The sequence below is a fragment of the Ferrovibrio sp. genome, assembly GCF_046297595.1.
In the GTDB taxonomy this organism is placed as follows: Bacteria; Pseudomonadota; Alphaproteobacteria; order Ferrovibrionales; family Ferrovibrionaceae; genus Ferrovibrio.
On record NZ_JBKBHT010000005.1, the window covers coordinates 218,563 to 234,411 of the forward strand.

At 63.3% G+C, this 15,849-nt stretch carries 16 protein-coding genes; 14 read left to right on the plus strand and 2 right to left on the minus strand.

What is annotated here, in order from left to right; genetic code table 11:
- The first annotated feature begins 2 nt into the window (after positions 1-2).
- The 13 genes from nuoK to ACK4FJ_RS15100 all read left to right on the plus strand — a co-directional run bounded on the left by nuoK (position 3) and on the right by ACK4FJ_RS15100 (position 13,405).
- Positions 3-311 carry an NADH-quinone oxidoreductase subunit NuoK gene (gene nuoK / locus ACK4FJ_RS15040; protein WP_300298993.1) on the plus strand — a complete coding sequence of 103 codons (309 nt, stop codon included), beginning with the start codon at positions 3-5 and terminating at the stop codon, positions 309-311.
- 13 nt (positions 312-324) lie between these two features.
- Positions 325-2,253 (plus strand): NADH-quinone oxidoreductase subunit L, encoded by a 1,929-nt coding sequence (gene nuoL / locus ACK4FJ_RS15045; protein WP_409767575.1) that lies wholly within the window; start codon positions 325-327, stop codon positions 2,251-2,253.
- 4 nt (positions 2,254-2,257) lie between these two features.
- The gene (locus ACK4FJ_RS15050) at positions 2,258-3,772 is read left to right on the plus strand and encodes an NADH-quinone oxidoreductase subunit M (protein ID WP_409767530.1); all 1,515 of its coding nucleotides are present in this window, start codon (positions 2,258-2,260) and stop codon (positions 3,770-3,772) included.
- Positions 3,773-3,808: 36 nt separating this feature from the next.
- Positions 3,809-5,242, plus strand: a complete 1,434-nt coding sequence (nuoN, locus tag ACK4FJ_RS15055; protein WP_409767577.1) for an NADH-quinone oxidoreductase subunit NuoN — start codon at positions 3,809-3,811, stop codon at positions 5,240-5,242.
- A 27-nt stretch (positions 5,243-5,269) separates the two neighbouring features.
- The gene (locus tag ACK4FJ_RS15060) at positions 5,270-6,004 is read left to right on the plus strand and encodes a biotin--[acetyl-CoA-carboxylase] ligase (RefSeq protein ID WP_409767531.1); all 735 of its coding nucleotides are present in this window, start codon (positions 5,270-5,272) and stop codon (positions 6,002-6,004) included.
- Between the two features lie 12 nt (positions 6,005-6,016).
- Complete coding sequence (locus tag ACK4FJ_RS15065; RefSeq protein ID WP_409767532.1) at positions 6,017-6,781, plus strand: type III pantothenate kinase; 765 nt, start codon at positions 6,017-6,019, stop codon at positions 6,779-6,781.
- Between the two features lie 5 nt (positions 6,782-6,786).
- Complete coding sequence (locus ACK4FJ_RS15070) at positions 6,787-8,451, plus strand: ribonuclease J (RefSeq protein WP_409767533.1); 1,665 nt, start codon at positions 6,787-6,789, stop codon at positions 8,449-8,451.
- A 108-nt stretch (positions 8,452-8,559) separates the two neighbouring features.
- Complete coding sequence (gene mce, locus ACK4FJ_RS15075; RefSeq protein WP_409767534.1) at positions 8,560-8,964, plus strand: methylmalonyl-CoA epimerase; 405 nt, start codon at positions 8,560-8,562, stop codon at positions 8,962-8,964.
- Between the two features lie 20 nt (positions 8,965-8,984).
- A complete protein-coding gene (locus ACK4FJ_RS15080) occupies positions 8,985-9,248 on the plus strand; it encodes a DUF1467 family protein (RefSeq protein ID WP_409767535.1) in 264 nt (87 codons plus the stop codon).
- 405 nt (positions 9,249-9,653) lie between these two features.
- Positions 9,654-10,046, plus strand: coding sequence for a hypothetical protein (locus ACK4FJ_RS15085; protein WP_409767536.1), 393 nt, complete (start codon positions 9,654-9,656; stop codon positions 10,044-10,046).
- Between the two features lie 89 nt (positions 10,047-10,135).
- Positions 10,136-11,464, plus strand: a complete 1,329-nt coding sequence (gene proS / locus ACK4FJ_RS15090) for a proline--tRNA ligase (RefSeq protein ID WP_409767537.1) — start codon at positions 10,136-10,138, stop codon at positions 11,462-11,464.
- Between the two features lie 44 nt (positions 11,465-11,508).
- A complete protein-coding gene (locus tag ACK4FJ_RS15095) occupies positions 11,509-12,735 on the plus strand; it encodes a lipoprotein-releasing ABC transporter permease subunit (RefSeq protein ID WP_409767538.1) in 1,227 nt (408 codons plus the stop codon).
- Positions 12,728-13,405, plus strand: coding sequence for an ABC transporter ATP-binding protein (locus tag ACK4FJ_RS15100; protein ID WP_409767539.1), 678 nt, complete (start codon positions 12,728-12,730; stop codon positions 13,403-13,405). Before ACK4FJ_RS15095 ends, ACK4FJ_RS15100 begins: the two co-directional genes overlap by 8 nt.
- Positions 13,406-13,413: 8 nt before the next feature.
- Here ACK4FJ_RS15100 and ACK4FJ_RS15105 read toward each other — a convergent pair whose 3' ends face one another.
- Positions 13,414-13,998 (minus strand): NAD(P)H-dependent oxidoreductase, encoded by a 585-nt coding sequence (locus ACK4FJ_RS15105; RefSeq protein WP_409767540.1) that lies wholly within the window; start codon positions 13,996-13,998, stop codon positions 13,414-13,416.
- 146 nt (positions 13,999-14,144) lie between these two features.
- On the opposite strand from ACK4FJ_RS15105, the gene ACK4FJ_RS15110 reads away from it, so the two are divergent.
- Complete coding sequence (locus tag ACK4FJ_RS15110; protein ID WP_409767541.1) at positions 14,145-14,876, plus strand: SDR family oxidoreductase; 732 nt, start codon at positions 14,145-14,147, stop codon at positions 14,874-14,876.
- A gap of 3 nt (positions 14,877-14,879) precedes the next feature.
- Here ACK4FJ_RS15110 and ACK4FJ_RS15115 read toward each other — a convergent pair whose 3' ends face one another.
- Positions 14,880-15,794 (minus strand): DMT family transporter, encoded by a 915-nt coding sequence (locus tag ACK4FJ_RS15115; protein WP_409767542.1) that lies wholly within the window; start codon positions 15,792-15,794, stop codon positions 14,880-14,882.
- Positions 15,795-15,849 lie beyond the last annotated feature (55 nt).

Consider the following 15,849-nt stretch of genomic DNA (forward strand, 5'->3'; position numbering starts at 1 on the left):
CCATGACCATCGGCCTCGGGCATTACCTCACCGTCGCGGCGATCCTGTTCACGCTTGGGATCATCGGCATTTTCCTGAACCGCAAGAACGTGATCGTCATCCTGATGTCGATCGAACTAATGCTGCTGGCGGTGAACCTGAACCTGGTGGCGTTTTCCACCCACCTGAACGATCTGGTCGGCCAGGTCTTCGCGCTGTTCGTGCTCACCGTCGCGGCGGGCGAGGCGGCGATCGGGCTGGCCATCCTGGTGGTCTATTTCCGCAACCGCGGCACCATCGCGGTTGAAGACATCAACATGATGAAGGGCTGAGGCGGCGATGACGATGTACCATCTGATCGTTTTCCTGCCCCTGCTAGCCGCGATCATCGCCGGCTTCTTCGGGCGCCGCATCGGCGATGTTGCCGCCATGGCGGTCACCTGCGCCGGCGTCATCATCTCGGCCATTCTGTCCTGGGTTGCCTTCTACCTGGTTATTTCAAAGGGCCAGGTCGAAGTCGTGAAGGTGCTGGACTGGATCGATTCCGGCAGCTTCAGTGTCGACTGGGCGCTGAAGATCGACCAGCTCACCGCCGTCATGCTGGTGGTGGTCAATACCGTGTCGGCCGTCGTGCATGTCTACAGCGTCGGCTACATGAGTCACGACGAGCACCGACCGCGCTTCTTCGCCTATCTGTCGCTGTTCACCTTCGCCATGCTGATGCTGGTGACGGCCGATAACTTCGTGCAGCTCTATATGGGCTGGGAAGGCGTGGGCCTGGCCTCCTACCTGCTGATCGGTTTCTGGTTCAAGAAGCCATCGGCCAATGCCGCCGCCATCAAGGCCTTCGTGGTCAACCGCGTCGGCGATTTCGGCTTCGCGCTCGGCATCTTCGCGCTGTTCCTGGCCACCGGCTCGGTCACTTTCGATGCCGTGTTCCAGGCCGCGCCGGATCTGGCCGGCAAGACCTTCCATTTCCTGTGGAAGGACTGGGACATCCTGACGGTCGCGACTTTCCTGCTTTTCCTGGGCGCCATGGGCAAGTCGGCCCAGCTTGGCCTCCATACCTGGCTGCCGGATGCCATGGAAGGCCCGACCCCGGTTTCGGCCCTGATCCACGCCGCGACGATGGTCACCGCTGGCGTCTTCATGGTGGCGCGCTGCTCACCGCTGTTCGAATACGCGCCTGACACGCTGGCCTTCGTGGCCGTGATCGGCGCCAGCACAGCCTTCTTCGCCGCCACCGTCGGTCTGGCGCAGAACGACATCAAGCGCGTGATCGCCTATTCGACCTGCTCGCAGCTCGGCTACATGTTCTTCGCGCTGGGCGTTTCGGCCTATCCGGCCGCGATCTTCCACCTGTTCACCCACGCCTTCTTCAAGGCGCTGCTGTTCCTCGGTGCCGGCTCGGTGATCCATGCCGTAAGCGGCGAGCAGGACATGCGCAACATGGGCGGCCTGTGGAAGCACATCAAGATCACCTACGCGATGATGTGGATCGGCTCGCTCGCGCTGGCCGGTTTCCCGATCTTCGCCGGCTATTATTCCAAGGACATGATCCTGGAAGTGGCCTATGCCGCCGGCGGGGTGGGCACCTATGCCTATGTGCTGGGCATGGCCGCCGCCATCCTGACGGCCTTCTATTCCTGGCGCCTGCTGTTCATGACCTTCCATGGCGAGCCGCGGGCCGATCATCACGTGATGGAGCACGTGCATGAAAGCCCGATGGTGATGCTGCTGCCGCTGTTCGTGCTGGCTTTCGGCGCGGTGTTCGCCGGCATCGCCTTCCACGACGGTTTCATCGGCCATCACTGGAAGGAATTCTGGGGCAACTCGATCCTGATCCTGGAAAACCACAAGGCGATGGACGAGGCGCATAACGTGCCCTTCCTGGTCAAGGTCGGTCCGATCATCGTCGGTGTCATCGGCATCGCCATCGCCTGGCTGGCCTATATCCGCGATACCAGCCTGCCGGTGGCCGCCGCCAAGCAGCACCGGATGCTGCATCAGTTTCTGCTGAACAAGTGGTATTTCGACGAGCTGTACGACCGCATCTTCGTGCGGCCGTCATTCTGGCTCGGCCGCCTGTTCTGGAAGGGCGGCGACGGCAAGATCATCGACGGCCTCGGGCCGGACGGGCTTGCCGCCACCGTGGTGCGGCTGGCCAAGCGGGCCTCGATCCTGCAGACCGGCTATGTCTATCACTATGCCTTCGCCATGCTGATCGGCGTGGCGGCGCTGGTGACCTATTTCTTCAGTGCGATGGGGCACTAATCCGATGTCGAGCATGCCCTTGCTGTCCATCGTCACCTTCCTCCCGCTGGCGGGCGCCGCCTTCATCTTCCTGGCCCGCGGGCCGGAGGAGATCGTGGCCCGCAACGCCCGCGCGGTCGCGCTGTGGACCACCACGATCACCTTCGCGGTCTCGCTGCTGATCTGGCTGAATTTCGACAATTCGACTGCCGCCTTCCAGTTCGTCGAAAAGACCGCCTGGGTCGCGTCCGGCATCAACTACCATATGGGCGTCGACGGCATCTCGATGCTGTTCGTCATCCTCACCACCTTCCTGATGCCGTTCTGCATCCTGGCCTCGTGGGAAGCCATCGAGACCCGCGTCAAGGAATACATGATCGCCTTCCTGGTCATGGAAACCCTGATGATCGGCGTGTTCTGCGCGCTCGACCTGGTGCTGTTCTACCTGTTCTTCGAAGCCGGCCTGATCCCGATGTTCCTGATCATCGGCATCTGGGGCGGTAAGCGCCGCATCTATGCCAGCTTCAAGTTCTTCCTCTACACGCTGCTCGGCTCGGTGCTGATGCTGCTGGCGATCCTGTATATGTATTTCACCGCTGGCACGACCGACATCCCCAGCCTGATGAAGACCGGGCTGTTCTCGGCGCAGGCGCAGACATGGTTGTGGCTGGCCTTCTTTGCCTCGTTTGCCGTGAAGATGCCGATGTGGCCGGTGCATACCTGGCTGCCGGACGCGCACGTCGAGGCGCCGACCGCCGGCTCGGTGATCCTGGCCGCCGTACTGCTGAAGATGGGCGGTTACGGCTTCCTGCGCTTCTCGCTGCCGATGTTTCCGCTGGCCAGCGAGTATTTCGCGCCCTTCGTCTTTGCGCTCAGCGTGATCGCCATCGTCTATGCCTCGCTGGTGGCGCTGGTGCAGGAGGACATGAAGAAGCTGATCGCCTATTCGTCGGTGGCCCATATGGGCTTCGTCACCATGGGCATCTTCACCTTCAACACCCAGGGCATCGAGGGCGCGATCTTCCAGATGCTCAGCCACGGCATCGTGTCGGGCGCGCTGTTCCTCTGCGTCGGCGTGGTCTACGACCGCCTGCATACCCGCGAGATCGCGCGCTATGGCGGCCTGGTCAACAACATGCCGAAATACGCCTTTGTCTTCATGCTGTTCACCATGGCCAATGTGGGCCTGCCGGGCACCGGCGGGTTCGTGGGTGAACTGCTCACCCTGGTCGGTGCCTTCCAGGCCAACACCTGGGTGGCTCTGATCGCCACCTCGGGCGTGATCTTCGCCGCCGCATATGCGCTCTGGCTGTATCGCCGCGTGGTGTTCGGCGAGCTGACGAAGGCCGACCTGAAGGCGCTGGTCGATCTCAGCCCGCGCGAGATCGCGATCTTCGCCCCGCTGGTGATCATGACCCTGTGGATGGGCATCTATCCGGCGCCTTTCTTCGATGTGATCGCCGCTTCGGCCAAGCACCTGCTGGAACAGCATCAGACCGCGCTTGCCGCCGCCAAGGCGGTAGCGACCGCCGCCCGATAGAGCGGAAGAGGAGTTCGACCCGTGACCGCTTCGACCATGCCCGTCCTGGCGCCGGCCTATCCGGAGATCTGGCTCGCCCTGGCATCGATGGCCCTGCTGATCTTCGGCGTCTTTCGAGGCGACACGTCTACCCGCCTGGTGTCGTGGCTGGCTGTCGCCGTGCTGGCGGTTGCCATCCTGCTGGTCGCCCTGCAGCCGGCCGGCACCGTGACCACCTTCGGCGACATGTTCATCGCCGACGGTTTCGGCCGTTTCGCCAAGGTGCTGATCCTGCTCGGTTCGGGTTTCTCCATCATTCAGTCGCTGGGCTATATCCGTTACGAGCGGATGGAGCGTTTCGAGTATCCCGTGCTGATCCTGCTGGCCAGCACCGGCATGATGATGATGGTCTCTGCCAACGACCTGATCGCGCTGTATCTCGGTCTGGAACTGCAGTCGCTGTCGCTCTATGTGCTGGCGGCGTTCAAGCGCGATTCCGGCCGCGCCACCGAAGCGGGCCTGAAGTATTTCGTCCTTGGTGCGCTGTCGTCGGGCATGCTGCTCTATGGCAGCTCGATGATCTATGGCTTTGCGGGTTCGACCAGCTTCCCGCTGATCGCCCAGGCCCTGGCCGGCGGCGGCCAAGCCTCCATCGGCCTGGTGGTCGGTATCGTTTTCCTCTGCGCCGGCCTGGCCTTCAAGGTGTCGGCCGTGCCGTTCCATATGTGGACGCCTGACGTCTACGAAGGTGCGCCCACGCCGGTGACGGCCTTCTTCGCCGTGGCGCCCAAGGTGGCGGCCATGGCGCTGTTCGTGCGCGCCTTGCTCAGCCCGTTCGGCGAAGTGGCCCATGACTGGCAGCAGATCATCATCGTGATCAGCGCGCTCAGCATGATCCTCGGTGCGTTTGCCGCCATCGCCCAGAGCAACATCAAGCGACTGATGGCCTATTCCTCCATCGGCCATGTCGGCTATGCCCTGATCGGCCTGGCCGCCGGCACGCAGGAAGGCGTGCGCGGCATTCTGATCTATCTCGCCATTTATCTGGCCATGAATGTCGGCACCTTCGCCATCATCCTCTCCATGCGCCAGAAGGACCGCATGGTGGAAGGCGTGCAGGATCTGGCCGGCCTGGCCAAGACCCATCCGGGCATGGCCCTGCTGCTGGCCGCCTTCATGTTTTCGCTGGCGGGCGTGCCGCCGCTGGCCGGTTTCTTCGGCAAGTTCTACGTCTTCATGGCCGCCATCAATGCTGGGCTCTATACCTTGGCCGTGCTGGGCGTGCTCAGCTCTGTGGTGGGTGCTTACTACTATCTGCGCATCGTCAAGATCATGTATTTCGACGAAGCGTCTGAACCGCTGGCCAAGCCGGTGCGTGGCGAACTGGGGGCGGTGATGACCGTGACCGGGCTGTTTACGATCCTGTTCTTCGTGATGCCTGGCCCGCTGCTGGCCGCCGCCGAGACCGCCGCCAAGGCGCTGTTCCCGTAAGCGGGGCAGGGCCGGCGGACCCACGGGATGAAGTGGGATCTGCGGACGTTCGACGTCCTCGACAGTACCAACGAGGAAATCCGCCGCCAGGCCGAAACCGGCGCGGAAGAGGGGCTTGCCGTGCTAGCGCGCAGCCAGACGGCAGGCCGTGGCCGCCGCGGCCGGACCTGGGAGTCGCCTGCCGGCAACCTGTTCCTTTCCCTGCTGCTGCGCCCGAAAGCCTCGCCCGCGCAGGCCGCGACGCTGTCCTTCCTGACCGCCGTGGCGCTGGCCGAGGCACTGGAACTGGCCGCGCCGCAGCTTGGCCCCGCCATCACCTGCAAATGGCCGAACGACGTGCTGGTGAACGGCGCCAAGATCGCCGGCATCCTGCTGGAATCCCGCACACGGCCCGATGGCAATCTGGATTGGGTCACGGTCGGCATCGGTGTCAACCTGGCGCGCCACCCGGAGCAGACGCCGTACCCAGCCACGGCGCTTGCCGCTCACGGCTCACAGGTGGCGCCGGAGGATTTTGCACCATGGCTGCTGGCCCGTTATGGCTACTGGTATGGCCGCTGGCGGCAGGAGGGTTTCACGCCTGTCCGCGAGGCCTGGCTGAAAAAAGCCCAGGGGCTGGGCCTGCCGGCCGTGGTGCGCCTGCCGGATCGTGAACTGCACGGGCGGTTCGTGGCGCTGGACGACAGCGGCGCCCTGCTGCTGGAAATGCCGGACGGCCACGTGCAGACTGTCACGGCGGGCGACGTTTTTCCCGCGGGCTGAAAGGACGACGCCATGCTGCTCGCCATCAATGCCAACAACACCAACGTGAAATTCGGCGTCATCGACGGCGACCGCATCGTGGGCGAATGGCGGCAGCATACCTCTGCGATGCGCACCGCCGACGAACATGCCGTCTGGCTGCTGCAGCTGATGCAGATCGAAGGCATCGATCCCAAGAGCATTGATGCGGCCATCATCGCCAGCGTGGTGCCGCAGGCCACTTTCAATCTGCGCCGCCTCTGCACCCGCTATTTCGATACCGAGCCGCTGGTGCTGGGCGAACCTAATGTGACGCCCGGTATCCAGATCAAGGGGCAGGGCGCCGGCGCCGACCGCATCTGCAATACCGTGGGCGCCAGTGTGATGTTCCCGAAGACGCCGATGATCGTGGTCGATTTCGGCACCGCCACCACCTTCGACGTGGTGGACGAGGAGGGCAGCTATTGCGGTGGCGTGATCGCGCCGGGCATCAATCTCTCAATCGAGGCACTGGTGAATGCCACCGCTTTGCTGCCGCGCATCGTGGTGGAGAAGCCGAAGACCGTGATCGGCACCACCACCATCGCCTGCATGCATTCCGGCGTGTTCTGGGGTTATGTCGGCCTGATTGAGGGTATCGTTGCCCGTATCCGCGAGGAATTCGGCCGGCCGATGAAGGTGATTTCCACCGGCGGCCTGGCGCCGGTCTTCGATGGTGCCACGGCGGTGATCGAGCAGATCGTGCCAGATATCACCGTGCGCGGCCTGATCGAAATCCACCGGCGCAGCACTAAATAACCTGTATGTCTGAACGCCTGGAGCAGAACAGCCTGTATTTCCTGCCCCTCGGCGGGGTGAACGAGATCGGCATGAATCTGAACCTCTACGGGTTCGGGGACCGGTGGATCATGGTCGATCTGGGCACCAGCTTCGCCGACGAGGGCATGCCGGGCGTCGATCTGGTGCTGCCGGACGTGACCTGGATCGCCGGCCGACGCGAACGCCTGCTGGGCATCGTGCTGACCCATGCCCACGAGGATCATCTGGGCGCCATCAGCCATGTGTGGGAGGAGTTGCGCTGCCCCGTCTGGGCCACCGGCTTCGCCGCCAGCGTGCTGCGCAAGAAGCTGGAAGAGAAGGGTCTGGCCGACGAGGTGCCGGTACATGTCTACAAGCCCGGCGAACTGATCGATCTGGGGCCGTTCAAGATTCGCTCAATGAACATCACCCATTCCACGCCCGAGAGCCAGGCGCTGGCCATCAAGACGCCGGCCGGCGTGGTGCTGCATACCGGTGATTGGAAACTGGACCCGCGCCCGGTTCTGGGCCCGCAGACGGAAGTGGAAACCCTGCGGGGCTATGGGGATCGCGGCGTGCTGGCGCTGGTCTGCGACAGCACCAATGTATTCAGCCGAGGGCGCTCGGGTTCGGAAGGCGACGTGCGCGACAGCCTGATGCAGGTGCTGGCCAACAAGCCAGGCCGCATCGCGGTGACGACATTTTCGTCAAATCTCGCGCGGCTGGAAAGCCTGTTTTCGGTTGCGGCACATCTGGGCCGCCATGTCTGCCTGATCGGCCGTTCGCTGCACCGCTTTATCCAGGCGGCACGCGAGAACGGCTATCTGGAACATATCCCCAACCTGGTGGACGAGCGCGAGGCTGGTTTCCTGCCGCGCGAGAAGGTGATGTATGTCTGCACCGGCTGCCAGGGCGAGCCGCGCGGCGCCATGGCACGCATCGCCTTCAACAGCCATCCCCATGTGGTGCTGTCGCCTGGCGACACCGTGGCGTTTTCCTCCAAGATCATCCCGGGCAACGAGCGCACATTGTTCAGGCTGCATAACGAACTGGTGCGCAACGGCATCGAGGTGATCACCGAGAAGGATGCCTTCATCCATGTCTCGGGCCATCCCTCGCGCGATGAACTGGCCGAGATGTACCGCCTGGCCCGGCCGCAGATCGCCGTGCCGGTGCATGGCGAGCCGCGTCATCTGGTGGAGCATGCGCGTTTCGCCCAGAGCCTGCAGGTCCCCCATGGTATCGTGCCGCGCAACGGCGACCTGATCCGGCTGGCACCCGGTGCGCCCGATGTGGTCGAGCAGGTGCCTTCGGGCCGGCTGGCCATCGATGGCGATGAACTGGTACCTGTGCAGGGTGGGGCGCTGCAGGTGCGCCGCAAACTGGCCTTCAACGGCGCCGCCTCGGTCAGCCTGGTAGTGGATGGCGAGGGGCGGCTGCAGACCCGGCCACATGTGAAGCTTTCGGGCGTTGTAAATGGCGATGCCGACCTGATCGGGGCTGAGATCGCCGCCGAGATCGCCGCCGCCATCGACCGTCTGAAACCTGGCACCCATCGCGATGACAATAATCTGGAGCAGGCTGCCCAGCGGGCCCTGCGCTCGGTGCTGAAGGGTCTGACCGGCCGCAAGCCGATCACCCAGGTGCATATCATCCGGATGGCGGATTAACGGGCCGCCTCGCGCGCTTCTGACGCAGCGTCATGCCTTGCCCCCGAGCCCGGCCGGCCCCATATTGCACCGCAGAAAACGACCACAGACCGCAGGGAAACGACCAGCATGATCGGCCGCCTCAACCACGTCGCCATTGCCGTGCCCAACCTTGCCGCTGCCGCGGCCACCTATGCCAATACCCTGGGCGCCAAGGTATCGGCCCCGGTGGATGAGCCGGATCATGGCGTGACTGTGGTGTTCGTCGAACTGCCCAACACCAAGATCGAGCTGCTGCATCCGCTGGGCGACAACTCGCCCATCGCGAAATTCCTGGCCAACAATCCTTCGGGCGGCATGCACCATGTCTGCTACGAGGTGGACGACATCATCGCTGCCCGCGACAAGCTGAAGGCCGAGGGCGCCCGCGTGCTGGGCGATGGCGAGCCGAAGATCGGCGCCCATGGCAAGCCGGTGCTGTTCCTGCATCCGAAGGATTTCTGCGGCACCCTGGTCGAGATCGAGCAGATCTGAGCCGCAGGAGTGAGTAAGCCATGAGCTGGTTCAACAGCAGCATCGCCTTCGTCATTATCTACATGGTGGTGCTGTTCTGCGTGCTGCCCATCGGCGTGAAGACGCCCGACGAGGCAGGGCAGGCGAAGTTGCCCGGACAGGCCGATTCCGCGCCGGTGAACCCGCGTCTGGGCTTCAAGTTCCTGCTGACCTTCGCGATCAGCTGCGTGCTGTTCGGGATTTATTACGTGGTCGGCTATTACGACCTGCTGGGCTTGAACGAATTGCTCGGCCGAGGGCTCTGAGCACAGTTTCCGGTGGCGTAGCTGATGGGCGCGGGTTGCTACTTCTGCGCGAAAGCCGGGAAATAGTGGAAAACGGGTCAGCAGAAAAAAGAAAGGAGCAAGGACATGCCTCGCTCCGTATCCCGTCTTGCGGGTAAGTTTAAGCCTCCCCAGACTTGGGCCGCCTGTTACCAAGCGGTTGCGTATTTTCTATACCGAATGATGAAACCGGTGTCACCCGAAAAGTTATGGGTTCCTAACAAAATGGTAATAATGCGTCGCCAAGGTTGTGGGATGTACCGGCTTGCGACCTCTGTAATTCTACCCGGCCTGCTGATGGCCCTGCTCATGGCCCCCGGCGCCCTTGGACAGGCCTCCCAGCCTCCAAAAAAAGCGCCCGAGTCGCAGCCTGAGCCGCTCCAAACCGTGATTGTGCTGGATGCCGCCGAATGCCGGCGCCTGCTGGCCCGCCAGGGCAGCGTGACAGCCCACCAGCCGGCCCCGGACGTGACCTACCAGCCGGGCCGGGATGTGGATTCCAAGGGCCGTCCCATCGCCCCGGCGGACCTGCCGGGCCGCAATGCCTTTCCCTTCGACGGGCCGATTACGCTCGACCTGCTCATTCCGCTGGAAACCCTGCTGGGCAGCCGCACGCCGCCACGCATGGGCAAGGCCGAAACCAGCGTGGGCAAAGTGGCCATCGACCCCAAGACCGGCCGTCTAGCCTTCAATGGCCAGCCGCTGGAGCCGAAGGGCGAGGATGCCCTCGCGGCGGCCTGTCGCGACTATCTCGCCAAACGGCAGCCGACCCGGCGCTAAGGGCCCCGATCCTTGCGGGTGGGGGGAAGCGGCCTTAAAAACGCCCCATTATCCCGCCATCTCCGTTATCCCACAGGATCATCATACCCATGCGGCTCAGCAGCTATTTCCTGCCCGTTCTCAAGGAAAACCCGAGCGAAGCACAGATCGTCAGCCACCGGCTGATGCTGCGCGGCGGCATGGTCCGGCAGACCGCCGCCGGCATCTACGCCTGGCTGCCGCTGGGCCATCGCGTGCTGAAGAAGATCGAGCAGATCGTGCGCGAGGAACAGGATGCCGCCGGCGCGCAGGAACTGCTGATGCCGACCATCCAGTCGGCCGAGCTGTGGCAGAAGAGCGGTCGCTACGAGGATTATGGCAAGGAGATGCTGCGCATCACCGACCGCCATGAGCGGCCGATGCTTTATGGCCCGACCAACGAGGAAATGCTCACTGATATCGTCGCATCGGAATGGAAGAGTTATCGCGACCTGCCGAAGATTCTATATCACATCCAGTGGAAATTCCGCGATGAGGTGCGTCCGCGTTTCGGCGTGATGCGCGGCCGTGAGTTCCTGATGAAGGACGCCTATTCCTTCGATCTCGATCAAGCCGGCGCGCGTCGTTCGTATAATCGCATGTTCGTGGCCTACCTGCGCACCTTCGCACGGCTGGGCCTGAAGGCGATCCCGATGCAGGCCGATACCGGTCCGATCGGCGGCGACCTCAGCCATGAATTCATCGTGCTGGCCGAAACCGGCGAAAGCGGCGTGTTTTGCGACAAGGCGCTGATCGAGCGTGATGTGCTGAGCGAGAAGGTGGATTACAGCGGCGATCTGCAATCCATCGTGGATAGCTGGACCGCGCCCTATGCGGCGACGGAAGAAAAGCACGACGCAGCGCGGTTCGAAGCCCTGCCCAAGGAGCGCCAGGTGGCGGCCCGCGGCATTGAAGTGGGCCATATCTTCTATTTCGGCACCAAGTATTCCAAGCCGATGGGCGCAGTGGTGCAGGGGCCGGGCGGCGAGGGCATCACGCTGGAGATGGGCTCCTACGGCATCGGCGTGTCGCGTCTGGTCGGTGGCATTATCGAGGCGAGCCATGACGAGAACGGCATCATCTGGCCGTTCAGCGTGGCGCCTTTCCATGTCGGCCTGATCAACCTGAAGGCCGGCGACAAGGACTGCGACGCAGCCGCCGAGGCGCTCTATGCCAAGCTGCAGGCCGCCGGCTTCGACGTGCTCTATGACGACCGCGACGAACGCGCCGGCGCCAAGTTCGCCACCATGGACCTGATCGGCCTGCCGTATCAGGTGACCATCGGTCCGCGCGGCGTGAAGGCCGGCACGGTGGAAGTGAAAAACCGCGCCACGGGCGAGAAGGAAGAGATTTCGCCCGAAGCCGTGCTGAACAAGCTGGCCGCTTTGCGTAACGCGTAACCATCCAAGGACCACGTATGCCCTTCTTTTCCCGATTTGAGTGGATGCTGGCGCTGCGCTACCTGCGCGCCCGTCGGCAGGAGGGCTTCATCTCGGTGATCGCGGTGTTCTCCTTTCTCGGCATCATGCTGGGGGTGGCGACGCTGATCATCGTGATGAGCGTGATGAACGGCTTTCGTGCCGAGCTGCTGGGCCGCATTCTCGGTCTGAACGGTCATCTCACCATCCAGCTGGAGGGCCGCAACAGCCTGCCGGATTACGAATTCGTCACGGAAGCCGTGGGCAAGATGCCCGGCGTGGTGCTGGCCAATCCGATGATCGAGGGCCAGGTGATGGCCACGGCCAACAATGCCGCTGCCGGCGTGATGGTGCGTGGCGTGCGCCAGGCCGACCTGATGCAGGAAAGCGCCATCGCCAAAGGCGTACGCGAGGGTTCTTTGCGTGATTTCCAGGGCGATGATGCGGTTGCCATCGGCCACCGGCTGGCACGCAAGCTGGGCCTGCGGCTGGGCGACCAGATCACGCTGGTCTCGCCGCAGAACAACACCACGCCGTTCGGCAGCGTGCCGCGGCTGGTGCGTTATCGCGTGGCAGCGATCTTCGATGTGGGCATGTTCGAGTATGACTCGGCCTTCGTCTATGTACCCTTCGAAGCCGCGCAGACCTATTTCCGCCTGCCCAATGCCGCCAGTGCCGTGGAAGTGCGGCTGGAAAATCCCGACGAGGCCCGCCATGCGGCCCGGCAGATCATTCAGCGACTGGGTCCGCAATACCGCATCTACGACTGGCAGCAGGCCAATGCGCATTTCGTCAGCGCGCTGGAGGTCGAGCGCAACGTGATGTTCCTGATCCTGACGCTGATCATCGTGGTGGCAGCCTTCAATATCATCTCCAGCATGATCATGCTGGTGAAGGACAAGGGGCGCGACATCGCCATCCTGCGCACCATGGGCACCTCGCGCGCTTCGATCATGCGCGTCTTTGTCATCGCCGGTGCCAGCATCGGCGTGCTCGGCACCACCAGCGGCTTTGCCCTCGGCCTGGCATTTTCGCTCAACATCGAGCATATCCGCCAGTTCTTACAAAGCCTGACCGGCTGGCAGCTTTTCCCGGCCGAAATCTATTTCCTCTCGAAACTACCATCGAAGGTGGATTCCACGGAAGTCGTCTATGTCGTGCTGATGGGGTTGGCGCTGTCTCTGCTGGCAACTCTGTATCCCAGTTGGCGTGCCGCCCGCCTCGATCCGGTGGAGGCGCTGCGGTATGAGTAATGTTCTGGAGTTGCAGGATATCCGCCGCACCTTCAGCCAGGGCGGCGAGACGGTCGAGGTGCTGCGCGGCGTCGACCTCTCGGTCAAAGGCGGCGAGATCGTCGCTCTGCTGGGGCCGTCCGGTTCAGGCAAATCCACGCTGCTGCATATCGCGGGTCTGCTGGAACGGCCAAGTTCGGGCAGCATTGTGATCGGTGGACAGGATTGCAGTACGATGGACGACGCCGAGCGCACGCTCACCCGCCGTCATCGCATCGGTTTTGTCTATCAGTATCATCATCTGCTGCCGGAATTTTCCGCACTGGAGAATGCCGCTATGCCGCTGCGGGTGCGTGGCGGAAGCGCATCCGCCGCCGGAATGAAGGCTTCCGACCTGTTGACGCATCTGGGCCTCGGGCATCGTTTGACGCATCGTCCGGCGCGACTGTCGGGCGGCGAGCAGCAGCGCGTCGCCATCGCCCGTGCCGTGGTGGGGAAACCCGATCTGCTGCTGGCCGACGAACCGACCGGCAATCTGGATGAAAAGACCGCCGATACGGTTTTTGCGGAACTGACCGGCCTTGTACGCAACAACGGCATCGGCGCCCTGATCGCCACCCACAACATGGATCTGGCGCGGCGCATGGACCGCATCGTCACCCTGCACGAAGGCCGGCTGCGGGCGGCTTGACAATTCGCTCAGGCGGCTTTCCTGCCGGCCTCGCGCATCTGCGCCAGCCACGCTTGCCGCGTGGCATCGTCGGCGCCACCGACGTTTCCGAATAGCGTCTCATTTACGGGTTCGACCCCGACAAAGCTCAGGATGTTACGTTTGAGCAATCGTAGGGCATGGGCGAAGAAAATCCAGCGATAGGCGAAAGCCGGCATGCCCATGGTGATCGCCACATGGGCGGTGCGACCGGTCAGGCGTTTTTCCGGAAAGCCTTTCGCCCGATAGGCGAAGGCGAAACCAGGCCGCAGAACCTGCTCGAAAAAGGCCTTCAGCATCGCGGGCATGTCGCCGAGCCAGAGCGGAAACACCACCAGCAGATGCTCGGCCCAGGCGATGGCGGCCTGCGCCTCAATCAACGTGCCGGGTGGCGAGCCATGCTCGAAGTCCGATTGGCTGCGCAGATAGGGTATATCGAGCGTGGCGATATCGATGCACCGGACTTCGTGCCCCGCCGCCTGCGCGCCATCGGCATAGGCATCCGCCAGTGCCCGGCAGAGCCGGTCATGCGACGGATCGGGATGGCCCAGCAGGATCAGGATGTGTTTGCCCATGACCGCAGACTGCCGCAATACGCCATTGTCCGCCTTGATCTGAGTCAGGACCAGCCCATAACACCGCTTGCCGCCACGTCACAGCGATGCAGCAATTGCACTGGGCCGGGAAGGGCTTAGGATTTCCTCGATAAACGGAGGAAACCATGAGCCAGCCGCAGATCGTCCTGCTCACCCATGTGAAACATTTCATCGGCCCAACGGCGGTGCATCGCTTGCTGCGCGAGGGGATGAGGGTGGTCTGCCATGACATGGCCTTCGCCGATCCGGCCGTGCGCGAGGCTTTCCAGGCCGAAGTGCCCGGCGTGGAAATCTGTACCACCACGGCGCCCACCGAACTGGTCGCTGAAGTCGCCGGCCGCTTCGGTCGGCTGGATGCGCTGGTCTCCAACGATCCTTATCCGGCGGTTCGCGCCGCCGTCGACGAGGCCGACCCGGCCGAGTTCCGTCGAGCCATCGAAGCCATGATGGTCTGGCCCTATACGTTGATCGGTCGGGCGGCGGCGCAGATGAAGGCGCAAAATGGTGGCCGCATCTTGATCGTGTCGTCGGCAGCGCCGCTCACCGGCATCCCGAATTATTCGATGTATGCCATCGCGCGTGGTGGCGCGAATGCCATGGTGCCCACTTTGTCGAAGGAACTGGCACGCTGGAACATCCCGGTGAATGCCATCGCCGCCAACTACATCAAGAATCCGGATTACTTCCCGCCCGAACTGCTGGCCAACAAGGAAGCCGTGGCCAAGATGGTGAAGAACATTCCGCTCGGCCGCCTAGGCGAACCGGAGGAAGTCGCCGAACTGGTGGCTCTGTTCGCTTCCGGCCGCTGCGGTTTCGTCACTGGCCATGTCATTCCCATTGCCGGCGGCTGGGCATAAACATCAGTCGGCCGGCGCTGCCACCGTCTTCGCCTTAGTCGGCATTGTCATCGCCACCACGCCGATGAAGACGCAGACAAAGCCGATCCAGGCAGTGGAGCCAAGGCTCTCGCCCAGGAACAATACACCTATGCCGACGCCGATGGGCACGCGCAGATAGGCCTGCGCCGTGGTGCCGACCGAACCCAGGGTGTGGATCAGCCGGAAATAGATGGCGAAAGCCAGCGCGGTGGAAAACACCGAGAGGCCAAGCAGGGCAAGGATCGAGTCTGTGGACGGTTCCAGCGTCCATGGCCGGTCGATGACCAGGCTGGCCGGGATCAGCAGGACCGTGCCGCAGAGCATCGAACCGGCTGCCGGCACCAGCGGATCGAGCCCTTTGAAATTGCGGCCAAAGATCGCCGCGCCGGCATAGCTGATAGTGGCGGCGATGATGGCCAGTTGCGAGATCAGTTCGCGGCCTAGGCCGCTCAGAGCCTGCAGGCCAATGATCAGGCAGATTCCAGCCATGCCGACGATCACGCCGAGCAGCTTGCGCCCGGTTGTCGGTTCATGGCGCGTGATCGCCACGGTCAGCAGGAAGGTGAAGATCGGCGTGGTCGAATTCAGGATCACCGCCAGTCCGGCATCCACGCTGTATTCTGCCCAGGCGATCAGGGTGAAGGGCACCACGCTGTTGAGGCAGGCCTGGAACAGGAAACGTTTCCAGGTCTCGGCGTCGCGCGGCAGGCCGATGCCGCGCATGTGCAGGATAGCCAGCAGCAGCAGGCCCGCGATCAGCGTGCGGGCCGCGATGAGAGTCACCGGCGGGATGGTGGCAATGCCTAGCTTGATGAAGGTGTAGGACGCACCCCACAGAGTCGCCAGGACGGCGAGCAGGGCATATTCGACGACTGGGTTGGAGCGGGCTTCGGACATCGGACCTATGGGAATCGGGGAGGAACTGGACGCCAGACTGCCATGCCCCGCAGAA